The 22523-nt window shown below is 37.9% G+C and carries 23 protein-coding genes; 9 read left to right on the plus strand and 14 right to left on the minus strand.

Annotated elements, in window-relative coordinates; translation table 11 throughout:
• Positions 1-130: 130 nt before the first annotated feature.
• From gyrA to MTO68_RS16725, 5 genes are all read right to left on the minus strand, one after another.
• Positions 131-3154 carry a DNA gyrase subunit A gene (gyrA, locus tag MTO68_RS16705; protein WP_034612537.1) on the minus strand — a complete coding sequence of 1008 codons (3024 nt, stop codon included), beginning with the start codon at positions 3152-3154 and terminating at the stop codon, positions 131-133.
• 523 nt (positions 3155-3677) lie between these two features.
• Positions 3678-4496 carry a zinc ribbon domain-containing protein gene (locus MTO68_RS16710; protein ID WP_227504219.1) on the minus strand — a complete coding sequence of 273 codons (819 nt, stop codon included), beginning with the start codon at positions 4494-4496 and terminating at the stop codon, positions 3678-3680.
• A 736-nt stretch (positions 4497-5232) separates the two neighbouring features.
• Positions 5233-6165, minus strand: coding sequence for an FAD-binding protein (locus MTO68_RS16715; RefSeq protein ID WP_004717227.1), 933 nt, complete (start codon positions 6163-6165; stop codon positions 5233-5235).
• A 17-nt stretch (positions 6166-6182) separates the two neighbouring features.
• Positions 6183-6935 carry an electron transfer flavoprotein subunit beta/FixA family protein gene (locus MTO68_RS16720; RefSeq protein ID WP_004823176.1) on the minus strand — a complete coding sequence of 251 codons (753 nt, stop codon included), beginning with the start codon at positions 6933-6935 and terminating at the stop codon, positions 6183-6185.
• Positions 6936-7418: 483 nt separating this feature from the next.
• Entirely contained in the window at positions 7419-8024 is a 606-nt protein-coding gene (locus MTO68_RS16725) for a LysE family translocator (RefSeq protein ID WP_034612532.1), read from the minus strand.
• Between the two features lie 116 nt (positions 8025-8140).
• On the opposite strand from MTO68_RS16725, the gene MTO68_RS16730 reads away from it, so the two are divergent.
• From MTO68_RS16730 to MTO68_RS16740, 3 genes are all read left to right on the plus strand, one after another.
• Entirely contained in the window at positions 8141-8635 is a 495-nt protein-coding gene (locus MTO68_RS16730) for an Lrp/AsnC family transcriptional regulator (RefSeq protein WP_004717233.1), read from the plus strand.
• 24 nt (positions 8636-8659) lie between these two features.
• Complete coding sequence (locus MTO68_RS16735) at positions 8660-9214, plus strand: GNAT family N-acetyltransferase (RefSeq protein ID WP_244013551.1); 555 nt, start codon at positions 8660-8662, stop codon at positions 9212-9214.
• Positions 9215-9367: 153 nt separating this feature from the next.
• Positions 9368-9919, plus strand: coding sequence for a GNAT family N-acetyltransferase (locus MTO68_RS16740; RefSeq protein ID WP_004823179.1), 552 nt, complete (start codon positions 9368-9370; stop codon positions 9917-9919).
• 1 nt (position 9920) lies between these two features.
• Here the strand turns inward: MTO68_RS16740 and MTO68_RS16745 are convergent, their stop codons facing one another.
• The 3 genes from MTO68_RS16745 to MTO68_RS16755 all read right to left on the minus strand — a co-directional run bounded on the left by MTO68_RS16745 (position 9921) and on the right by MTO68_RS16755 (position 12458).
• Entirely contained in the window at positions 9921-10292 is a 372-nt protein-coding gene (locus MTO68_RS16745) for a hypothetical protein (protein WP_004717237.1), read from the minus strand.
• Positions 10293-10521: 229 nt separating this feature from the next.
• On the minus strand, positions 10522-11421 hold the full coding sequence (locus MTO68_RS16750) for a tyrosine recombinase XerC (RefSeq protein ID WP_244015989.1): 900 nt from the start codon (positions 11419-11421) through the stop codon (positions 10522-10524).
• 80 nt (positions 11422-11501) lie between these two features.
• The gene (locus tag MTO68_RS16755; RefSeq protein ID WP_234623255.1) at positions 11502-12458 is read right to left on the minus strand and encodes a M28 family peptidase; all 957 of its coding nucleotides are present in this window, start codon (positions 12456-12458) and stop codon (positions 11502-11504) included.
• A gap of 139 nt (positions 12459-12597) precedes the next feature.
• On the opposite strand from MTO68_RS16755, the gene rlmH reads away from it, so the two are divergent.
• The 4 genes from rlmH (at position 12598) to MTO68_RS16775 (ending at position 15613) form a co-directional block, all read left to right on the plus strand.
• Complete coding sequence (rlmH, locus tag MTO68_RS16760) at positions 12598-13080, plus strand: 23S rRNA (pseudouridine(1915)-N(3))-methyltransferase RlmH (protein ID WP_004717243.1); 483 nt, start codon at positions 12598-12600, stop codon at positions 13078-13080.
• Positions 13081-13206: 126 nt separating this feature from the next.
• Positions 13207-13983, plus strand: coding sequence for a class III extradiol ring-cleavage dioxygenase (locus MTO68_RS16765; RefSeq protein WP_004717246.1), 777 nt, complete (start codon positions 13207-13209; stop codon positions 13981-13983).
• Positions 13984-14149: 166 nt separating this feature from the next.
• Positions 14150-14920, plus strand: a complete 771-nt coding sequence (locus tag MTO68_RS16770; protein ID WP_004717248.1) for an META and DUF4377 domain-containing protein — start codon at positions 14150-14152, stop codon at positions 14918-14920.
• A gap of 276 nt (positions 14921-15196) precedes the next feature.
• Positions 15197-15613, plus strand: coding sequence for a DUF4377 domain-containing protein (locus MTO68_RS16775; protein WP_004823181.1), 417 nt, complete (start codon positions 15197-15199; stop codon positions 15611-15613).
• Between the two features lie 79 nt (positions 15614-15692).
• On the opposite strand, the gene gdhA is transcribed toward MTO68_RS16775, so the two are convergent.
• A complete protein-coding gene (gdhA, locus tag MTO68_RS16780) occupies positions 15693-17036 on the minus strand; it encodes an NADP-specific glutamate dehydrogenase (protein WP_004823182.1) in 1344 nt (447 codons plus the stop codon).
• Between the two features lie 345 nt (positions 17037-17381).
• Between gdhA and MTO68_RS16785 the strand changes: the two genes are divergently transcribed.
• Together MTO68_RS16785 and nth are read left to right on the plus strand one after the other, a co-directional pair.
• Positions 17382-18185, plus strand: coding sequence for an RnfABCDGE type electron transport complex subunit B (locus MTO68_RS16785; protein ID WP_004823183.1), 804 nt, complete (start codon positions 17382-17384; stop codon positions 18183-18185).
• Complete coding sequence (nth, locus tag MTO68_RS16790) at positions 18182-18859, plus strand: endonuclease III (RefSeq protein WP_004823185.1); 678 nt, start codon at positions 18182-18184, stop codon at positions 18857-18859. The genes MTO68_RS16785 and nth overlap by 4 nt, the downstream gene beginning before the upstream one ends.
• A gap of 118 nt (positions 18860-18977) precedes the next feature.
• Here the strand turns inward: nth and MTO68_RS16795 are convergent, their stop codons facing one another.
• From MTO68_RS16795 to MTO68_RS16815, 5 genes are all read right to left on the minus strand, one after another.
• A complete protein-coding gene (locus MTO68_RS16795) occupies positions 18978-19328 on the minus strand; it encodes an SH3 domain-containing protein (protein ID WP_004823187.1) in 351 nt (116 codons plus the stop codon).
• Between the two features lie 188 nt (positions 19329-19516).
• The gene (locus MTO68_RS16800; RefSeq protein WP_004823188.1) at positions 19517-19732 is read right to left on the minus strand and encodes a hypothetical protein; all 216 of its coding nucleotides are present in this window, start codon (positions 19730-19732) and stop codon (positions 19517-19519) included.
• A gap of 90 nt (positions 19733-19822) precedes the next feature.
• On the minus strand, positions 19823-20476 hold the full coding sequence (gene adk, locus MTO68_RS16805) for an adenylate kinase (protein WP_004717260.1): 654 nt from the start codon (positions 20474-20476) through the stop codon (positions 19823-19825).
• Between the two features lie 83 nt (positions 20477-20559).
• Positions 20560-21876, minus strand: a complete 1317-nt coding sequence (locus tag MTO68_RS16810) for a hypothetical protein (protein ID WP_004717262.1) — start codon at positions 21874-21876, stop codon at positions 20560-20562.
• 61 nt (positions 21877-21937) lie between these two features.
• Positions 21938-22477 (minus strand): hypothetical protein, encoded by a 540-nt coding sequence (locus tag MTO68_RS16815; protein WP_004823189.1) that lies wholly within the window; start codon positions 22475-22477, stop codon positions 21938-21940.
• Positions 22478-22523: the final 46 nt, after the last annotated feature.

A 22523-nucleotide genomic window follows, 5' to 3' on the forward strand; every position in this document is an offset into this window, starting at 1 on the left:
TTGGTTTCGTTAGAAAAAAGCTATGTATCGTTAGCTCAATTCATAAGATTTAATCAGAACTTTAGATTTTATAAGCTTGACAGAATACAAAAAAAAGAGCGCCTAAGCGCTCTTCTTATTTCTCTAAAAATTACTCGTCAGATTCAGTACTATCAGACTCAGTTTCACCTTCATCCATAACAGTTTCATCATCAACTAATTTTTCAGAATCAATTAAATTCTCTGAATCTAAAGCAGTCTCGCCTTCGATCGCGTCTAACTGATCGATAATCTCATCATCAGCTTCGACAGCTTCAACTGCAACCACACCGACCAAGACTTCTTCATTACCTAAGCGGATCAAACGGACACCTTGGGCATTACGACCAGTTCGCGCTACTTCAGAAGCACGGGTACGAACCAGTGTTCCACCATCAGAAATCAACATCAATTCTTTAGATTCATCGATGGCAACAGCGCCCACTAACTCACCATTACGTTCAGATGTTTTAATGGCAATAACACCTTTACCACCACGTTTTTTAGTTGGGAAGTCATCTACTGGTGTACGTTTACCATAACCATTTGCAGAAGCACATAACACTTCGCCAGTTTCTGGTACAACAACTAACGAAACGATTCGGCTAACCACATTGGTATTTGAATCTGCAGTATCTTCATCATCTGAATCTACATCAACTTCAACATCTTCTTCTGTTTGTGCCGCAGCCAATGCCACACGCATACCACGAACACCTTTCGCAGTACGACCCATCACACGAGCATCAGTTTCAGAGAAACGAATTGCTTTACCTTCATTTGAGAACAACATGATTTGCTGTTCACCATCAGTAATTGCAACACCAATTAAAGTATCTTCTTCTTTCAACTCAATGGCACGTAAACCATTTGAACGAACATTACCAAACTGCTCTAATTCAACACGTTTTACTGTACCTGATGCTGTTGCCATAAATACATAGAAGTTTTTACGCACACTTTCTACACGTTCAGCAAATTCAGCAATTAATTCATCATCAAGATCAGAAGCAGAAAGCTCAATACCAATTTCTTTGAGTTGCTTACGTAAAGCATCTGATAAGTCATCTGGATTCTCACCAAGCTCTGCAAACGCAGCTTTTAGTGCTTCGTAATGTGAGTCGATAATTGTGTTTTCACGCAGTTGAGCAACGTTGGCACGGACAAAAGTTCTAAACTCAGTTAAACGCTCAGTAAATTTCTTCGGAGCATCAATTACAGGAAGAATCGCTGTAATGGTCTCTTCTGCATCCAGTGGTAATAAGTTCACCATTGGGCGGCCTTTTGCACCACGTGACGCTTGAGGTACTTCAAATACTCTTAAGCGATAAACTTTACCTACATTGGTAAAGCATAATACAGTTGCATGGTTCGATGTCACGATTAAATGTTGAATATAATCGTCTTCTTTCATCGAAGTTGCAGATTTACCACGTCCACCACGGCGCTGTGCAGCATAATCAGACAATGGTTGAGTTTTTGCATAACCTGTTTTTGAAACAGTTAAAACAACTTGCTCTTCTGGGATTAAATCTTCACGAGAAAAATCAATACGTGATTCAACAATATCCGTTTTACGTGCATCGCCATACTGTTGAAGAACCAATGCAAGTTCTTCACGAATCACATTCATCAAAAGATTGAAGTCATTTAAAATTGCTGTAAGTTCAGCAATTTGAGCTAAAATTTCAGAATATTCAGCTTGTAACTTATCTTGTTCAAGACCGGTTAAACGATGTAAACGTAATTCTAAAATTGCACCAACCTGAGCTGGAGATAAACGATAAAGCTGACCATCCAAACCAAATGGACGACTTGGATCTTCACCTTCGATCTCATCCGGACGAACTGAAATTGCACCCGCTTTTTCTAGCAATGCAACAACATTTCCACCCGCCCATTCGCCAGCAAGTAAACGCTCACGTGCTTCAGCTGGATTCGCAGAAGTCTTAATGGTTTCGATGATTTCATCAATATTAGCTAAAGCAACAGTCAAACCTTCTAAGATATGACCACGCTCACGCGCTTTACGTAATTCAAACATGGTACGGCGTGTCACTACTTCTTGACGGTGACGAATAAATGCCGCAATGATGTCTTTTAAATTCATCAGTTTAGGTTGGCCATTGTCTAGGCAAACCATGTTGATACTGAATGAATTTTCAAGTTGAGTATTTAAAAATAAGTTATTGACAATAACTTCAGCGTTTTCACCACGCTTTAAGTCAATTGCAATACGCATCCCATCTTTATCAGATTCGTCTCGAAGTTCTGAAATACCTTCAAGTTTTTTCTCTTTGACCAATTCAGCAATACGTTCAATGGTTCTTGCTTTATTGACCTGATAAGGAATTTCAGTGAAAACAATCGTCGTACGACCAGTTTTTTGGTCTTCTTCAAAATGGTATTTACCACGAATATGTAAACGACCTTTACCTGTACGGTAAGCATCTACAATTCCTGATTTACCATAGATAATGCCACCTGTAGGGAAATCTGGACCAGAAATATATTCCATCAATCCTTCAATTGAGATGTTCGGATTATTTGCATAAGCCAAACATGCATTAACTACTTCTGTCATGTTGTGTGGCGCCATGTTGGTCGCCATACCGACAGCAATACCTGTCACACCATTGATCAATAAGTTAGGAATACGTGTTGGCATAACCTGAGGAATACGCTCAGAGCCATCGTAGTTATCTTCCCACTCGACTGTATCTTTTTCTAAGTCAGCCAACATTTCATGGGTGAGCTTACGCATACGGACTTCGGTATAACGCATTGCTGCTGCGCTGTCACCATCGACAGAACCAAAGTTACCCTGACCATCAACCAATTGATAACGTAGACTAAAATCTTGAGCCATACGAACAATTGTTTCATAAACAGCTGAATCACCATGTGGGTGATATTTACCGATTACGTCACCAACAACACGTGCAGATTTTTTATAGGCTTTGTTATAGTCGTTGCCTAACTCGTGCATAGCGAACAGCACACGACGATGAACAGGTTTTAAACCATCTCTCACGTCTGGTAATGCACGAGATACAATAACACTCATGGCATAATCGAGATATGAGCTTTTTAGTTCATCCTCAATGGCAATCGGTCTAATTTCCGATACGCTCATGCATACTCCTTATTACAAACAGTGCAAGCAGCAACTGCTCATTTATATAATCTAGCTAGTCAAAATTTAGCTCAAAAAGCGTTGAGCCAAAATCTAAAATTCAGTCGCACAGTATAGCATAAAACCAAGCGATTTTGTGCCTATCCGACCACACTATAATCATGATTTTTTGTAGTATTTTTAAACAATTTTAACGATTTATTGACAATAAAAAATCGCCTGATTGGGCGCTCAATTAAGCATCGCTAAATTTATAAATGATTAGGTATTTTTATCTCAAAACCTGACCTATTTTTATCTATCCAATCATACTCAATGGTGTGCTTCATTCACTATTTTTGCGATGTTTATCAGTAAAAATAAATCACATCAAACAGTTTTATTTCGGATCGATTAAAACAACTCAAACATGAAAATTGCCATATAAAATCCGATATGGCAAAAAATATGAGAAAGTGATACTAAGTCCACCCCACTGATCAAAAAAATCTAAACACTTCCAAATATAGAGTGTTGTAAATTTCTATAATTTATATGGATCTGACTGAAGCAATTCACAGTGTTGCAGCAAATCATCACTGATTGCTACGCGATAACACTGCCAATCACGAATTTGATTATTTTCAAGCTGTGGAACCATATATATTCGACTTGCAGGTGCATCAGTGAATTTACCCACTAAAATCCCTTGCTGTGTAATTTCAATTTGATCAAAAATAAAATCACTAAACTGGGTCTGTTCAAACTTTTCAATATCTTTTAGGCTCGTCGCAAAACGATGCTTGGCATCATAATACTGTGCTAAGCGTGCTTGATAAGCTTGCATATCAAAATAACGTGCTTGGTATTCATTAGACACCACCTCTTCGCTTGCGGGTAGTGCTTCATCTGTTGTAGCGGCCTCATCTTGATTGGATGACCCAATAACAGACATTACGATAGGAATAACTACACTTGAAATAACCCCAAGCACTGCGGGACCAAACATAAATACAGCTAAAAGTATCCAGACAATTTTAAAATTTTTCTTTTTAGGCTGATTTTGCGACTCTCTTTGAGTATTTGCGACTCTCTGCTGCCACGATTCAAGTAACGCACTCGCCTTATCACCTACAGAAGCATGCTGATTGCTCTCGGTTTCATTGTTCGGCGGAGTCTGACGAGGTTTTATATTATGCGTGGGATTTGACTGCTCTTGCTTATTTTCACGACGTACAGAAAATTCAACATTGCTATTGCCTGTTAAATTGTTGGTCTGTTTAACCTGTTTTAAACGAGTACCACAAATACCACATTTCATGGCTTCATTGATATTCTCAGCGTAACATTTAGGACACTTCATATTTATAGCTATTCTAGGTGAGATGATAAGGAATTGAGCAATAATGGAAAAACGCAAGGATTTAAAACGACAGAATCAGCCAGTCTAACGCGCCAACAAGTATAGAATTAAAAGAATGGTCAAGAGACACTACAGGATTAAATACAATGTTATGCCTGTAACAGCTGATTTACACTGGAATTTTCTGTATGTCGCCAGTATACGATGGAAAATTTAATTGTGTTTATGCTTTGATCTTATCGGGTTTAAAATTGGACTTCAAGGTATTTATCCACTGTTTCTCTCTTGTTCTTTTCGCCAAAGCATTGATCTCGTTACATCAATTACTTATTGATAAAATAATCACTCAAGATACAGCATCTTAAACATAAAAATTAAGATCCGAAAAAATGAAAATAGCATTTTTGATCACTATTTTTATTTTATGACAGCTTATGTTTAAAACCACTTTTATAAATCAAAAAAAGATCGTGTAGCGCGAATCATATGAATTTTGCAAGGTTCCTTATCCCTATGGGAGAAAATGACGATAAAGGAACTTTTAAGTTGATTTAGACTATAAAAAGGACTGATGAGAGAAGCTACTCAGAGTTTCTTTATTCGAATAGAGAATAACCCACCATCACGACTTTATTTATCCGTGCACACCATCCATCTATTTATTCAATAAATTTCTAAAATAAAAAAACGCACTTAGGAAATCCTAAGCGCGTTTTTTTGAAACTTAATTCGAGAATTAAAGTTTAGAAACTAATTCTGGAACAACAGTATTCAAATCACCAACTAACCAGTAGTCAGCTACAGCATTGATTGGTGCTTCTTCATCTTTGTTGATTGCAACAATCACTTTAGAATCTTTCATACCTGCCAAATGCTGGATCGCACCAGAAATACCTACAGCGATGTAGAGATCAGGCGCAACGATTTTACCAGTTTGACCAACTTGCATATCGTTAGGAACGAAGCCAGCATCAACCGCAGCACGTGAAGCACCTTGAGCAGCACTAAGCTTGTCAGCAAGAGGATCAAGTACTTTATGATAGTTCTCACCAGAACCAACACCACGACCACCCGATACAACGATACGCGCAGCAGTTAATTCAGGACGTTCTGATTTCACAATTTCTTCAGAAATGAACTTAGAAATACCTGCATCACCTGTAGAAGCCGCTGATTCAACTGCAGCAGAACCGCCTTCAGCAGCAACAGGATCAAAAGCTGTACCACGTACAGTTGCAAGAACAATTGCTTCGTCAGATTGAACTGTAGCAATGGCATTACCTGCATAAATTGGACGTTTGAAAGTTTTAGGACCTTCAACAGCAATGATGTCAGTAATCATGCTTGAGTCTAAAAGTGCAGCAGCGCGTGGCAAGATGTTCTTACCTGTTGTTGTTGAAGCAGCAAGGATATGTGAATAACCTTTACCTAATTCAGCAACAAGTTTCGCTACATTTTCAGCCAATTGGTTTGCATAAGCTGCATCATCAGCAAGCAAAACTTTGCTTACACCAGCAACTTTCGCAGCAGCATCTGCAACTGCTTGAGCACCAGAACCTGCAACCAATACAGTGATATCACCACCGATTTTTTGAGCCGCAGCAACAACGTTTAAAGTTGCACCGTTAAGTGTCTTATTGTCGTGCTCAGCGATAACTAAAATACTCATGATTTTATCCTTCTGTATTAGATCACTTTCGCTTCATTTTTAAGTTTTTCAACAAGCTCGTCTACAGACTTCACTTGTACACCAGCTTTACGCTCTGCAGGTGGTTCAACTTTAACTGTTTTAAGTTTAGAAGTTGCTGTAACACCGAAATCTGCAGGAGTTTTCGTATCAAGTGGCTTTTTACGTGCTTTCATAATGTTTGGAAGCGCAGCATAACGTGGCTCATTCAAACGTAAGTCAGTAGTGATGATCGCTGGAGTATTTAACTCAACAGTTTGTAAACCACCATCAACTTCACGAGTTACTTGAACTTTATCGCCATTTACTGTTACTACAGAAGCAAATGTACCTTGACCAGCGCCAAGTAAAGCACCCAACATCTGACCAACTTGGTTAGAGTCGTCATCAATTGCTTGCTTACCTAAAAGCACAAGTTGTGGTTGTTCTTGTTCAACAACAGCTTTTAGGATTTTAGCAACTTCTAAAGCGCCAAGTTGACTGTCATCAGCCTCAACTAAAATACCGCGGTCTGCACCAAGCGCCATAGCAGAACGAATTTGTTCTTGCGCTTCTTTTGGTCCAATAGAAACAACAACGATTTCTGAAACTGTTCCTTTTTCTTTTAAGCGAACCGCTTCTTCAACTGCGATTTCATCGAATGGGTTAATTGACATTTTAACGTTAGTAAGGTCTACCCCACTATTGTCCGGTTTAACGCGAACTTTAACGTTGGCATCAACCACACGTTTTACAGCAACAAGAGCCTTCATGTAATCCTCGGCTGTTTTAGCAAAAGTAAATGTTAAGAAGAGTTATAATAACGCTTCATTTAAAATTATTTAGGTGTCCTATCTTGCAATGTGATTGGCATTTCGGTCAAGTCACAATTCGCAAAACTACTGTAAAAAGTCATAAAAAAGCTTGAACGTGCAGTTCACATTTTTTCTAAATAATTTAACTTAGACACGTAAGGCTACTATTTCGACAATATTTATATATTGATAAATAACATTATTTGTATTGATTCTGTATAAATAATCAAAAGAATTAAGATAAATTATCAATCAATCAAAGGGATGACACTAGCCTTTCATCGGTACTGTTACGCTCTGTCATTTTAGACAGATTCAGCAATTTTTCTAAGTATGTTTATTGATTAAATTTGTGAACTTTTTGGCATTAAACTTGTAACAAAATACTAAATATGCAAAAACGGGCTTCTTTTCAGAATCACCCGTTTGTTTCTGCTTGGATTAATTTGCCAATAACCATGCGGCTGCAATAGTCAACAAAGCTCCTGAACCGCCATCAATCCATTTTTGCTTACGTTCATTGATGTGCTGCTCTTTGGTCAATTGAGCAATCAAAAGGCTCAAACCACAATACACCAAGAATATCAAAGCAATAAAAATTGCTGACAAGGCTAAGCCTTGAAACACGGTGTTACCTGATTTATCGATGAATTGTGGCAAAATCGCAAAATAGATCAACATGCCTTTTGGATTCAACAATGCCGTAACAAAGCCTTTGCGAATAGGATTTGAAACCGCTTTCTGCTCAATACGTAATGTCTTTTGGCTAAATACTGATTTAATCAAATGAAATGCTAAATACAATAAATAGGCGATCCCCAAATATCGAATCGTCTCAAACAATACTGGGAATGAAACAATAATTGCGGCAATGCCAAGCGCAACCAAAATCGAATGAACCAGATAGCCAGAACAAATACCGATTGTCGCCATCATGCCTGCTTTCGCATCTTTACCTATCACTTGTGACAGGATAAATAACATATCTGGTCCTGGTGTGAAAATTAACGGAAGTACCGTTAAGGCAAAAAGTACAAATACAGACATCTCTTTTCCCTTTCTGAAGTTTGACTACGAGAAGAAAACAGTATCTTTTAAAATGCTTAAAATAGGATTTCAAATATTCTATAATGATGATTATTTTTCAAATTAAATTCTAATTTATGAAAATTTCATCTAAGACTATTCTAATCAAGCTAGACCGTATTGATAAAAATATCATTCGTGCTTTACAAGCCAATGGTCGAATCCAAAATAATGATCTGGCTCGTGAGATTGGGCTCTCGCCTTCATCATGCCTAAGACGAGTTCGACTCTTAGAAGAAGCCAAAGTTATCCAAAACTATACAACAGTGGTGGATCCACAAAAAATTGGCTTTCAATTGATGCTATTCTCAAGAATCTGGTTGTTAGGGCAAGATGCTGAAACCATTGATACCTTTATTGAAGCAATGAAAGAACTGCCTCAGGTCATGGAGTGTTATATTATTCTGGGTGAATGTGATGCGATGTTAAAAGTGGTGGTACCTGATTTAGAAAGCTATCGTAAATTTCAGTCGACACATTTGACCAAAAAAAATGGTATTACCAGTGTAAAAACGGATGTCCCAAGTCAAATTATTAAACAAAGCTTTCAGCTACCTCTTGAAGATCTGTAATTCAAAAATACGTATTTGGTGAATATGAAAACATTTAATCCCCCCGTTCAATTAGAAACGCCTAGACTTATGCTTAGACAATGGCAAGCTCCTGATTTTGAAGCTTTTGCAGATTTAAATGCTGATCCAGACATTATGCGGTATTTTCCAACGACCTTGTCAAAAAACGAAAGTGACCTTTTGGCACATCGATTTCAAGACTCAATTACCAAATATGGTTGGGGATTTTGGGCGGTTGAGTTAAAAGAAAATCAGCAATTTATCGGTATTGTGGGTCTAGCCAATCAAGCGGAAAGATATGCTTTCTCTCCTTGTGTTGAAATTGGTTGGCGATTTGCACAACAATATTGGCATCAGGGCTATGCAACGGAAGCCGCTCAGCAATGTTTGGCATTTGCATTTGAAAAATTAGCTTTAGAACAGGTTGTTTCTTTCACATCAGTACTGAATCAAGCTTCGGAAAAAGTGATGCAACGACTTGGTATGGATTATGTTGAAAACTTTATGCATCCCGCTTTAGACAAAAACCATGCTTTGGCTGAACATGTACTTTATCGTATACAAAATCCAAAGCTGTAACGCTGGTCAATATGCGGGTTATCTTAGGCGATGCAAAATTTTATATCGTAAAACAAAGATCTGCATATCGAACCAAATATGACTGAGGCAATGCGTTAACAATTATCGCCCTTTTCTATCTAAGCAGTGCTTTGATCAGGATGTTTAATAAAAATGATTTATGAATTATGTACAGATCGTCTTTTACTTCGACAATGGCAAGCTTCTGATTACGATGCATTTGCAAAAATCACAGCAAACCCTGAAGTGATGCAATTTTTCCCCAAAATTTTAAATCGTGAGCAAAGTGACGAACTGGTAAATCAGATTAAATATTTAATCGAAATCAAAGGCTGGGGACTTTGGGCCGTTGAGTTGATTGAAACCCAAGAGTTTATTGGGTGTGTGGGACTACATCAACAACCCTCAAAATTTGAATTTTCACCATGTATAGAAATTGGCTGGCGGCTTGATCCAAAATTTTGGAATAAAGGCTATGCAACTGAGGCAGCTCAAGCATGTCTAAGATTTGCATTTGAAGAACTGAATTTTCAAGAGATTGTTGCATTTACAGCTAAACATAATCTTGCTTCGCAAAATGTCATGAAAAAAATTGGAATGAGCTTTTCTCATGACTTTCTACATCCTGATTTTGATGAGCACCATCCACTACATGAAGAGAAGCTCTATCGAATTCAAAAACAAGATTTTCAATTTGAGTATTGAACTATTTCGCCATGCTTGCTAAAAAATCGCGATGAATATGGCTTAAATCAATCAAATCTTGATTTTTGAGCTCCAGCACTTGCCAAATCTCAATAAAGTCTTCTTTTAAGTCAATATGATTAGACACTGTTTGAGCCGCTTGCCATTGTTGGTCTGATATCCATAAATAGGTCTGATTGGTTGCGGTATTTACAGCTTGAACTTTACCTTCAGCATTGATACCCAATACTTTTCCTTCTTGCGGTAAGGTTGCCTCAATTTTGGGGAGGCTGAATTCTACAAAATGTTTAATTTGACGTAAGCCATAGCCCTTAAAAATTTCTTTTTGAGCGTCAGTCAGTTGCTTATATTTTTGTTCAAGTTCAGGGATCATTGAAAGACCTAATTTTTTTGCAAAATTGAATCAATAGAAATGTATTGAATAAATACCAAACCTAGATATACATGAGAGCATTTTTAAAAACAATTATCTATTCGACTTTTTTCTGTGCTAAATGTGTTTAAGCACTGTGCATTTTATTAAAAAACCAACAGTGCTTCTCAACAGGTCTATTCGCTACAAAATACAAAAATCAACGCTTAATAAAGCCTTATATTTAAGGTCAATTTTTTATTTTCGATGCAGCAGCTCTTGGATGCGCTTGATCATAGACTTGTGCCAGATGATCAAAATCGACATGGGTATAAATCTGTGTTGTGGTTAAATTGCTATGTCCTAGCATTTCTTGCACTGCACGCAGATCGCCACTATTGGATAACATATGACTGGCAAAGCAGTGACGTAATAAATGTGGGTGTAAATCAACATTTACCCCTGCACGTAGTGCTTGGTATTTGACTCGATTTTCAATCTGACGTGGGCTAATACTTGTGCCGCGTTGAGTAATAAATACCAAAGATTCAGGGCTAAACTCCCCCTGCCAGATTCGATAGATTTTTAACCATTCAATCAGACTCTCTCTCGCTTTAGAGCCGAAAGGTACGATTCGAGTCTTATTCCCTTTACCCGTGATACGCAATAAATGACGGGTAAAATCAATATCTCGTATAGTTAAACTTTGCACTTCCGCCAAGCGTAGACCACTGGAATAGAGCAACTCGAGAATAGCCTTATCTCGTAACCACAATTGCTTCTCGATTGGCTTTTCAGGTTCAGGCTGATCCATGATTTGATTAACCGTTTCAATATCGATCATCCCTGGTAATGGTCGAGTTTGCCGCTTTATCTGAAAATCATCCGCGGCATTGATTTCTAAATAACCACCTTGTTTGGCCCACTTCATAAACTGACGAATTGAAGTTAAATGTCGTTGTAAACTACTGGTCGAAAGCTGATCTTTTTCGACACGATAAGCTACATACTCTCTTAAATCAGCAGCTTCGACTTGTTTTAACTCAATCTGCTTGTCATAACAAAAATCAATAAAGTTGGATACATCTCGAAAATAAGCATCTAAGGTATGTACCGATTGATTCTGTATTTTCCGATCCTTAATCCACATCGAGAGCAATTGCATTGCACCGTATTGCATAAGCTCTCCTTTGATCAAAATAGCAAATGATATAACCAGATTGAAAAATATCAGTCTTGTAAAACTGTATACACCACACCATTGATGACTTCCGCCATCTTATTTAAATTGAGTTTTTCAACAGTATCCTCTTGGGTATGATAATGCTTATTTCTAAAAAAAGCCGTATCTGTGATCATAATAGCAGGGATATCGAAGCGCCAATAATTCAAATGATCTGAGAAATCCACGCCTTGTACAAATGATGGCGCTATCAATCTTTGACAATCAAGGCGCTTTAACGCTTTCATGGCATCACAATATTTTTCGCCCAAACCACGTGAAGTGAAATTACTCACTGCGCCAATAAAATTTCCATGTTTGGGATAAAACAAAGCTAATCCCGATGGATAATCCTGAACATTTTTATGGTCAAAATATCCAATCATTTCCAAAATATACACCGCTTGAATTTGATCTTTTTGTTTTAAAATGGATTGTGCATGAATATAACTCCCCATATGTTCAGTACGGAAATACGGAGGTTCTTCCAAAGTATAAAAGACAAAATCAACATTCTGTTTAAGACTGGCTTTATTGGCTGCTAAAATTCGTGCGATCTCTATTAACCCTACCACACCAGAAGCATTATCATCAGCACCTTTGAAATTTCCATAAACATCATAATGAGCACCAACAATCACTTTTTTGGCATGACCCATTTGTAAGTGACAGATTACATTTCGATAGGTTTTGCCTTTGACTTGATAAGGCTGGTATTCACAAGGAATCGCAAACTGTTCAAGTTGTTGTTTAATGAATGCCGCAACTCGATCGAGCTCTTGAATATTTTGATAATTTCGAAACGCTTGTGGGTGAATCACTTGTTGTAAATAACTGTTTAAACGATCAGGTTCAGCTTGCTGATCATATTGTTCTGCAGCGACACTCCATGTTGAAAGCCCACAGCTGAGCAATATAATGAAAAGATAGTTTAAATTTAAAAAATTTGGATAAGCTATTTGCATGTATAAATCCAATTTAAAAGCGTGTTGGTATAGCTATAATTTAAAAAAACAGCAATTAGACATTCAGTTCTTGTTGTACGCCTGAGAATAACCAATATCACGCTATAATGATGCAATTACCACGTTAGAAATTGTTAATATGAAAATCCGTATTCTGACCATTGGTCAAAAAATGCCTGCTTGGGTATTAACTGGTTTTGAGGATTACTTCAAAAGAATCCAACCTTTTGTACAGACGCAAATTATTGAACTCCCGATGGCAAAGCGTGGCAAAAATGATTCCGAAGCAGATATTTTAAAATATCGCCAAATTGAGGGCGATAGTATTCTCAGCCAACTGAAACACAATGAAGTATTGATTGCACTTGAAGTAGGCGGACGTGAATTTAGTACTGAAAAGCTGGCTGAAACCATGAAAGGTTGGATGCTTGAAGGTTATGATGTTGCACTGGCCATTGGCGGACCAGATGGGCATTCTGAAGCTGTGCGAAAAGCTGCTGCTTGGCACTGGTCACTGTCAAAACTGACTCTGCCCCATCCATTGGTTCGGGTTATGCTGATTGAACAACTTTATCGTGCGATGAGTATTAACCATAATCATCCGTATCATCGTGCTGGCTAGTCATATAATTGGGCAAAAGTTGCATTGTTGAAACAGTCTGTTGAAATAAAAGGCTTATTGAGAGCATGCATTTTAGCTAGAATGGGCAATTCACGCTGTATTTAATGATCATTTAGGCACAAAGATATGAACTTACAAACACTCCCAGGTTTATTCATTTCACATGGCTCTCCCATGCTTGCGCTAGATCCTGAACAAGTCGGTCCTGCACTACATCGTCTTGGTCTAAATTTGCCAAAACCACAAGCCATCGTGGTGATGTCTGCCCACTGGGAAAGTGAGGCTTTAGAAGTCAATACAGGTGTACGCCCTGAAACATGGCATGACTTTCGTGGTTTTCCTCAAGCGTTGTATGAGATTCGCTATCCCGCACCAGGAAATCCTGAATTGGCGGAAGAAATTCTACATCTCTTGGCTGAAGCTCACCTCCCTGCACATGCAAATAGTACTCGACCTCGTGATCATGGTGTATGGATGCCTTTATTACATATGTATCCTGAGGCAGATATTCCAGTCATTGAAATTTCTTTACCGATGAATATGCATGCTGATCAAATCTACCAAATTGGTCAAGCACTTGCCCCACTCCGTGAAAAACAAATTTTATTGATTGGTTCAGGCAGCATCACTCACAATTTAAGAGAATTGTCATGGAACGGCAAAGATGAGAATGTGCCTGAATGGGCATCTACATTTAGAAATTATGTGGTGAGCAAACTCAACCATAGTAATTATGATGCAGTATTGGAATGGGATAGCATTCCTTATCTACAGAAAAATCACCCAACACTTGAGCACTTTGCGCCTCTTTTCTTTGCAATGGGTACGGGTCATCGCTTTAGTATTGTGCACAGTAGTTTTTCAATGGGTGCGCTAGGTATGGATATTTATCGTTTTGACTAAAGAACCTGATTGATCAAAATTCAGCAGAAATGATAACAATTTGTTAATTATTGTTTAACTTTTAGTTATATGGATACATATTGAAACCGAATTAATAAATTGTATCCATATCTTTTAGTGTTTCATGGTTTATCCTATGCATAGTTTTTTAAAACGTGAATAGAATATGAAATTCAAATATTTAGCATTAGCTGTACTTCCTTTAGCCCTAGCGGCTTGCCAATCTGGCGATATTCAAAAATTGGGTGATACCGCTGTGAAAGTATTACAACAACAAGGTAATGCAGAGCAAACATTAAATGCTTATCAATGGTCTTATCAACCAGCAGATACCAAACAACCTATCGTACTTAATTTTGCAGACCAACGTCTAAGTGTTGCGACTGGCTGTAACCGACTAATGACCAGTGCAAAAGTTGAAAACGGTTTATTGGTTACTGGCAATATCGCATCAACCAATATGATGTGTTCTCCTGAATTAATGAAACAAGAAAGTTTTGCTGCGGCATTGTTCCAATCAAATAAAACAGCATTTGTACTCGATACAGCAAACACTGAAAGCCCAACGCTTACTTTGGTAAACGCGACAGGTGGTAAAGTTGTATTTACAGGTAAAATGACACCTGAAACTAAATACCAAAGCCAAGGTGAAACAATTTTCTTAGAAATCAGCCCAGAAACTAAAGAATGTTCTGCTGGTGTAAGAAAAATGCAGTGTTTACAAGTACGCGAAATCAAATATGCTGACAATGGTGTAAAAACCCAAGTAGATAAAGATTGGACATATTTCTATGACCAAATCGAAGGCTTTACTCATAGCCCTGCTGAGCGCCAAGTGGTTCGTGTAAAACGTTATGAGATTAAAAACCCTGCTGCTGATCAGTCTAAATACGCTTATGTACAAGACATGATTATCGAACGTGAAACTGTAAAATAATTGTATAGAAAAGCTGAAGTTTAACTTCAGCTTTTCTTTGTTTAACTATTTATAAACACCTAGATTTAAATCAGTTTTATGCTTTTTCAATCAGACTATCAAAACATTTCTATCTTAAACTTTGCATCTTTATTTTAATCGATGCAGAACATCTAATATTCAACAATAATTAAAAAAAGCAGTGAATATATACACTCAATAATAGAAACTTAACAATCCATAGTGATTGCAGCAAAGCTCATTTTTTAATACAGCAAGATCGATAAAGGTAAAATCATGAATCACAAATTAAGCATTGCACTACTCTTACCGTTGCTCGTCATGGCATGTAGCCAAGAATCCACAACTCAAAAAGTTCCAACGCCTGCATCTATAGAGACCCAAGTTTCAAATACAGCAACTCAACCACAAATTATTTTTTTAGAGGTCAGTCCTGAAACTCGACCTTGTACTGGTGTTGCACCACAAACCTGTCTTTTAGTCCGTGAATTAACATTGAGCGAAACTGGTCAAAAGAATTATACTGAGAAAGAAGCGAGTTATTTTTATGACTCTATTGACGGCTTTACCCATAATTCAAAGTCTACTCAAATTATTAAGGTCAAACGCACAGAAATTGCCAATCCTGCAGCTGATCAGTCTCAATACCAATATGAACTCGACTCAATTGTTGAAACCATTCCGAGCAAATAAGCTTGTCGCTGTTTTTTAAATCGCTCAAATAAAAAACCGATGCAAAAGCATCGGTTTTAAGTTCAAAATCAAACTGAGATTAGAACACGCCTTGCGCTAACATTGCATCGGCAACTTTAACAAAACCAGCAATATTTGCACCATTTACATAGTTCACTGTGCCATCAGCTTGAGTACCGTATTTCACACAGTTACGATGAATTTCTTTCATAATTGCATGTAGGCGCTCATCCACTTCTTCAAATGTCCACCCCAAACGAATCGAATTTTGTGACATTTCAAGACCAGAAGTGGCAACACCACCTGCATTAGATGCTTTACCAGGTGCATAAAGAATTTTTGCTTCTACAAATTTTTCTACAGCTTCTAGTGTTGAAGGCATATTGGCACCTTCAGCAACACAGATTACACCATTGGCAAGCAGTACATCTGCATCTTCTTCATTTAATTCATTTTGCGTTGCGCATGGCAATGCAATATCACACTGAATTGACCAAGGGCGTTGACCTTCTAAATATTCAAACCCGTGTTTTGAAGCAAACTCAGAAATACGTCCACGTTTTACGTTTTTAAGTTCCATCACTTCAGCAAGAAGCTCATTGGTAAAGCCATTTTTTACATGTACTGTACCGTTTGAGTCAGACAATGAAACCACTTTCGCACCTAAGTACATGGCTTTTTCTGCAGCAAACTGCGCCACATTGCCCGAACCTGAAATCACCACAATTTTATCTTTGAAGCTTTCACCACGAGTTTTTAGCATTTCTTCAGCAAAATAAACTGTACCAAAACCTGTTGCTTCTGGGCGAGCCAAAGAACCACCGAATGATGAACCTTTACCCGTAAATACACATGAAGTGTCATTACTGAGCTTTTTCATCATACCCGCCATGTAACCTACTTCACGACCACCCACACCAATATCCCCTGCTGGAATATCAGTATTAGAACCAAGGTGACGGTAAAGTTCGATGATTAATGCTTGGCAAAAACGCATGATCTCGCCGTCTGACTTGCCTTTCGGATCGAAATCAGAACCACCTTTACCACCGCCCATAGGCAGTGTGGTCAAGGCATTTTTAAACGTCTGCTCAAAACCTAAAAATTTTAAAATAGAGAGATTTACAGATGGGTGAAACCGCATGCCGCCTTTAAATGGACCAATAGCAGAATTATATTGAACACGAAAAGCACGGTTAACTTGAGTTTGACCCTTGTCATCTACCCATGAAACACGGAATTGAATCGCTCGTTCTGGCTCAACAAGACGTTCAAGCAAACCGTGCTCAGCATACTCTGGGTTTTTCTCAATAAATGGCCACAAACTGGTCATAACTTCTTCCACAGCTTGTAAAAACTCTGGTTGATTTGGATCACGTGCTTTAACGTAATTTAAAAAGTCATTCAGGCTATTATATTTCAACGCTCATTCCTCAGCAGAAAATGATACAAAAAAGGTCAACCCTTTTAATAAAATGATAAATTTTGGCGCAAAGTATTTAATCCCTTTTGTATATAATCCACAACCTTTTTTCAAATGTTTTTTCAAATAATATTTAAATTCAATATGATAATTTCTAATCACCCTCAAATAAAATGTCAATTTGTTGGCGTTTTTAACCAAAAAATATTCGATATTTTGATCTAAATTAGCGCATTTTTAGCGCCAAATTAGAGCAAAGATTTTCACTACAAAACATGCTAAAATTGCAAAATATTCTTCGCTTTTACCAAGCATTTGTTCATTTTTCTTTAAAGTTTTATTCACATGAATTCATCGCTTTCCTTCATTCAGCAAATAGATGCCATTTTGCCACAAACACAATGTGGACTCTGTGGTCACCGTGATGGGTGTCTACCTTATGCAAAATCTATTGTAGAAAAAGGCGAAGAAGCCAATAAATGTGTGCCAGGTGGGCAACCTGTTGCAGATGCGCTTGCGGATATACTCAATCGTAATAAACTCATTGCTGAACCAAGTGTCTGGCCAATTCAAAGCGATGGCCGTCCACAACGCATGAAAGCCATTATTCGTGAAGATGAATGTATTGGTTGTACCAAATGCATCAGTGCTTGCCCTGTAGATGCCATTATTGGTTCTGGAAAACTGATGCATACTGTACTTACAGATCTATGCACTGGCTGTGAACTATGCATTGCTCCCTGTCCAGTAGATTGCATTGATTTAGTTGAAGACATTCAGCCTATTCCAAATGACGAACAACGTCTCTTAGAACAAAATGACTTACGTGGTCGTTACTATGCACATATTCAACGTGAAGAAAAGCAACGCATCCATCGTAAAGGTCCTGTGGTTCGTGCAGAAATTGACACTGAACTCTTTGCACAAATAACACAGCAAAGTCAGGCTTTACCTACCATTGAAATCAACCAACCCACAATAAAAAATCCAATTGTTACAGATGCGAAAACCACCATTGAATTGGCTAAGCTGCGGACTCAAATTAAAAAACTAGAAAAACAATTGAGTGTTCGAGCAGATGAAAATAAGCAACATCAATTAAATGAATTGATTCAACAGTTATCTGTTTTGCAAGAGGATGCATCATGACTGTAAAGAATATGACCAAAAAGCAGATTCAGATTTTCTTTGAACGATTACGTGAGCAACGCCCAAATCCTAAAACAGAACTCAATTATTCAAACCCGTTTGAGTTACTTGTTGCCGTTACCTTATCGGCTCAAGCCACAGATGTAAGTGTCAATAAAGCCACTGATAAGTTATTCCCTATCGCCAATACTCCTGAACAGATTTATGCATTGGGTGTAGACGGTTTAAAGCAATATATTAAAACCATCGGTTTATATAATGCCAAAGCTGAAAATGTGATTAAAGCTTGTAAGATTTTAATTGAGAAGCACAATAGCCAAGTTCCAGACAATCGTGCTGATTTAGAAGCTTTACCTGGCGTAGGTCGTAAAACTGCCAATGTTGTACTGAATACCGCCTTTGGTCAGCCTACAATGGCTGTAGATACGCATATCTTCCGTCTTGGCAATCGCACTGGACTGGCAGTAGGTAAAAACGTGCTTGAGGTCGAACATCGTTTAATTAAAGTGATTCCAAAAGAATTTATTATAGACTCGCATCATTGGTTAATTTTACATGGCCGCTACTGCTGTATTGCACGTAAACCCAAATGCAATGAATGTATTGTGTCAGATGTTTGTAATTGGCCTGATAAATATGAGTTTGGCGCTGCACGCGAAGTCAAAACAAAGTAGCGAATAAACAAGAGATTTTAGCAAAGCATAATCATCGTTTAATTAAGATCATGCTTTGTCATTTTTCTAAGGAAGTTATTTTCTGAAGAAACAGCTAGCATCTTAAAATAGTTCTCAATCAAATCTGACTTAACACCTCTAAGGGCACCCAACCAGACTGATCATCAGATAATCTGCTACACCAAATCCAGCCATTTAGTTGTTCTTCTCCAAGCAATAGTTCGCCATGATCTACATTAAGTTCTTTCGCTGTATAATCTGCGATTGCATAGCCTTGATGCTTATTGATCCATTCAATGATTTGAGTAGGAACCCACCCCTCTAATCCATTGTCGACTGTGCAGAAATACCAATTGTCCCAATTCTCCGAGCCTTGATACTTTTCGCCTATGTTCAGCAAAGTCCCCTTTGAAAAATGAATAGGCTCTAAATATTCGCTACGATGTGCTGCTATGGCAATCAATTTCATTTGGACAGTCTTCTTATAATATGAATGCTGTGAATTTAGCATGTAGATGGATAAACAAAACACTTAGAATTAATTGCTTACACATCTCAATCATACAAATTCATCAATTAAATTCATCAATTTGGAAGAATGAAGCTCGATAATAGATAAGGATTAATTTATCCTCAGCATGAATCTCCCTGATTATTTTACTTTTTATTTTCCAAATCTTTCTTTAACTTTTCAAGCCGTTTCCACTCTTCAGCCACCTGTGGATGCACTTGGTAATTGCCTGATTTTCTCATTTCACGGCGTTGCTGAAGCTCTTCTTTTTGTGCTTTGCGTAACAATTTAAAGCTCATATACAATAAGCCCAAAAGAAGCAATATACTCAAAATGACCAAGGCAATTAATACAAACTTCACTCTCTACGCCACTCTTGCAAAAAAAAGAGACCTAATATGAATCAGGTCTCTGTTATTGTCAAAGCTTAAAAAAATGCTTTGAATGCGGTCTTATTTATCTAAAATCGCAAATAAATCTTTTTGGACATCTTCTATTGGACGTAAACCGTTCAATTTATTATAAGTCGGTGCATTTTCCCCAGAAGCTGCACGTCCTTGATAGAAACCAACAAGCTGTTCAGTTTCATTATGATAAGAGCCTAAACGCTTACGAATCGTTGCTTCTTCGTCATCTGGACGTTGCACAAGATCTTCACCAGTTTCATCATCTTTACCTTCCACTTTCGGTGGGTTATAAATCGTGTGATAAACACGACCAGATGCTGGGTGCTGACGACGACCAGAAAGACGTTTTACGATTTCTTCGTCTGGTACTTCAATTTCGATTACATGGTCAATGCTAATCCCTTCGTTCTCTAAAGCCTCAGCTTGAGGAATCGTACGTGGGAAACCATCGAAAATACAACCATTTACACAATCAGGTTGTGCAATACGTTCTTTCACTAAACCGATAATAAGCTCATCAGATACTAAACCACCTGATTCCATTACACTTTTAGCTTTAAGACCTAATTCAGTACCTTCACGAATTGCAGCACGGAGCATATCACCGGTTGAAATTTGTGGGACATTGTAGCGCTTACAGATCAACTGAGCTTGTGTACCTTTACCTGCTCCAGGTGGTCCGAGTAATATAATGCGCATAAAAAAACATCCTCATTTAAAACAATATGTATGATACCGTTTGCCATGACAAATTAAAACTTATCATCGTAATGGCATCAAATTTATAAGAAAGCCACAAATAAATGTATTAGACCAGCAAAAAATCCAGTCACACCACCGAGTACAATCAAAATCCATTCGTCTTCCTGAAATGCAGGACGTAACAGGTTTTGAAACTCTTTTGGGGTTAACTCTCTAATCCGCTCTTTAAACATCTGAAAAATTTTCTGTGCACGGCTCGCATTAAACGCAGGGTCGCAAACAGGCACCATCGTAATTTCAATTGACCGATCAATCAAGTCTGTCTTGAGTTTTGCATACTCTTTTAGTCCTAAAGACAATTGTAAAGAGGTCCGAACCAATGGAGTTTCCATAATTTCGTTAATATGACGCTTTACAATACGACGGGTTTTTTCTTTCTTAGGACCATACATCATTTCAGTCATGATTGATTTTAACGTAATCAAATCTTCAGTCACGACACTTGCAAAAACATCTGACACTTCTTCTTGGCGTTTCATAAACGCACCCTGAACATTATAAGTGCCAATTCTTGGAATAACAGGTTTAATCCATGGAAATTTTCGATCTTTTGTACGTTCAAAAAATTGGGGATAGCGTACGTAATGTGGCTCTACTGGGTTGAAAACCATCCAGATTGCAATCCAGTTGGTTAAAAAGCCCCAAACGGCTGCAAAGAAAGGTACAGTCCAATGTTGTGGTACAAAGACATACACAAACATTTGGAAAATACCAAAGAAACTCCCGATTACAGCACTAATATGCCAAATAAAGTTAATTTCTTTTTGCCCAACTTTTAAAAACATACGGACCATCAAACGGCGATCGCCTTCCATTTGAGTCACGACCATATCCCGCATATTGACCAGTGACTCGACGTTCATGGTCAGTTCGGTCACGAGTTCTCTTAAGACACCCGGCAATTGTTTATGCGCTTGACCATAAATTCGTCGTTTAATCGAATAAGGTAAGTTTTCCCACAAAACAGCATTACGATCTAACATCACCTCATCAATCAAATGCTCAAGCTCAAAACCAACTTGTTCACCGATAATCCGAGCCATATCTTCAGGGTCCATTGCATCTAAAAATTCACGCAAAGAACCCAGTTTGGATAATGTATTGTCTGTGATGATGCCTGAAATTCGCCCAGCTTTGCGTGGCACAATCCCTTGCCAACCCACGGGTAAGGGACCAATATGAAATCCCCAAAACGTGATTGGATAAAATACCATTTTCAGTGCCATCCAAACGTGTGCCCACGTTACAAAGGCTGTCACTGGGATGATACTTAAAATGGCAAGATGATCAGGTCGAGCTGTAAAAGCGTGCCACAAACCATTAACGTATTCCAACATGCATGACTCTCGTATTTATTTCTATTTGCGGTCGAAGGATATGGATAAAATCATAAAAACTTTAGAACCCGACACTTAAGGTATAAGCAAATTGTATTTGTGGACGAGTTTCCAGGACCATATCTCCATTTTTATTATGAAGTTCACTACCTGCACCCATCCCCACACTAAATGTACTTATACGCTCTTTATTCAATAAAACATAAGATAAATCGGCACCACCACCATATTGGACTTCATCACTTCCGTCCACTTTTTTACTTTTAAGTGTTCCGCCATAGACCCCAAGATAGAATCCATTTTTATCTTTACCATTTAATACTACAGGAATTCTATAGCCGACTTGACCAGCAAATTCATGGTCGCCATTATAAAAAACACCTAATTTAGTATACGCAATTCCATAAGGATTTACCCATTCGCCATTCGCATGGACCATCTGTTGCGTTACACCCGCACCGATATTCCATTTAGAAGCATCTTCAGGCTTAAACTTTGCCTCTGGTAAAATTCCCTTCATATCTGGCAAATAATCTTTAACATCAGCATGCGCGAAATTTCCGACAGCTACTAACATTAATAAGGGAAAGATTTTTTTCATTATTTTCTCCATTATCCCTAATCTTAACTTAGGTCGAATCTATTTA

Origin of the sequence: Acinetobacter sp. NyZ410 (assembly GCF_022828975.1) — a bacterium.
Classification (GTDB): Bacteria; Pseudomonadota; Gammaproteobacteria; order Pseudomonadales; family Moraxellaceae; genus Acinetobacter; species Acinetobacter guillouiae.

Bases quoted from the DNA above. Each gene is read 5' to 3' on its own strand.
- MTO68_RS16720 (WP_004823176.1), bottom strand. From the start codon at position 6,935: ATGAAGGCTCTTGTTGCTGTAAAACGTGTGGTTGATGCCAACGTTAAA.
- MTO68_RS16765 (WP_004717246.1), top strand. From the start codon at position 13,207: ATGAACTTACAAACACTCCCAGGTTTATTCATTTCACATGGCTCTCCC.
- MTO68_RS16725 (WP_034612532.1), bottom strand. From the start codon at position 8,024: ATGTCTGTATTTGTACTTTTTGCCTTAACGGTACTTCCGTTAATTTTC.
- nth (WP_004823185.1), top strand. From the start codon at position 18,182: ATGACTGTAAAGAATATGACCAAAAAGCAGATTCAGATTTTCTTTGAA.
- MTO68_RS16810 (WP_004717262.1), bottom strand. From the start codon at position 21,876: ATGTTGGAATACGTTAATGGTTTGTGGCACGCTTTTACAGCTCGACCT.
- MTO68_RS16775 (WP_004823181.1), top strand. From the start codon at position 15,197: ATGAATCACAAATTAAGCATTGCACTACTCTTACCGTTGCTCGTCATG.
- MTO68_RS16730 (WP_004717233.1), top strand. From the start codon at position 8,141: ATGAAAATTTCATCTAAGACTATTCTAATCAAGCTAGACCGTATTGAT.
- MTO68_RS16815 (WP_004823189.1), bottom strand. From the start codon at position 22,477: ATGAAAAAAATCTTTCCCTTATTAATGTTAGTAGCTGTCGGAAATTTC.
- rlmH (WP_004717243.1), top strand. From the start codon at position 12,598: ATGAAAATCCGTATTCTGACCATTGGTCAAAAAATGCCTGCTTGGGTA.
- MTO68_RS16785 (WP_004823183.1), top strand. From the start codon at position 17,382: ATGAATTCATCGCTTTCCTTCATTCAGCAAATAGATGCCATTTTGCCA.
- MTO68_RS16755 (WP_234623255.1), bottom strand. From the start codon at position 12,458: ATGCAAATAGCTTATCCAAATTTTTTAAATTTAAACTATCTTTTCATT.
- MTO68_RS16770 (WP_004717248.1), top strand. From the start codon at position 14,150: ATGAAATTCAAATATTTAGCATTAGCTGTACTTCCTTTAGCCCTAGCG.
- MTO68_RS16710 (WP_227504219.1), bottom strand. From the start codon at position 4,496: ATGAAGTGTCCTAAATGTTACGCTGAGAATATCAATGAAGCCATGAAA.
- adk (WP_004717260.1), bottom strand. From the start codon at position 20,476: ATGCGCATTATATTACTCGGACCACCTGGAGCAGGTAAAGGTACACAA.
- gyrA (WP_034612537.1), bottom strand. From the start codon at position 3,154: ATGAGCGTATCGGAAATTAGACCGATTGCCATTGAGGATGAACTAAAA.
- MTO68_RS16795 (WP_004823187.1), bottom strand. From the start codon at position 19,328: ATGAAATTGATTGCCATAGCAGCACATCGTAGCGAATATTTAGAGCCT.
- MTO68_RS16740 (WP_004823179.1), top strand. From the start codon at position 9,368: ATGATTTATGAATTATGTACAGATCGTCTTTTACTTCGACAATGGCAA.
- MTO68_RS16735 (WP_244013551.1), top strand. From the start codon at position 8,660: ATGAAAACATTTAATCCCCCCGTTCAATTAGAAACGCCTAGACTTATG.
- MTO68_RS16715 (WP_004717227.1), bottom strand. From the start codon at position 6,165: ATGAGTATTTTAGTTATCGCTGAGCACGACAATAAGACACTTAACGGT.
- MTO68_RS16750 (WP_244015989.1), bottom strand. From the start codon at position 11,421: ATGTGGATTAAGGATCGGAAAATACAGAATCAATCGGTACATACCTTA.
- MTO68_RS16745 (WP_004717237.1), bottom strand. From the start codon at position 10,292: ATGATCCCTGAACTTGAACAAAAATATAAGCAACTGACTGACGCTCAA.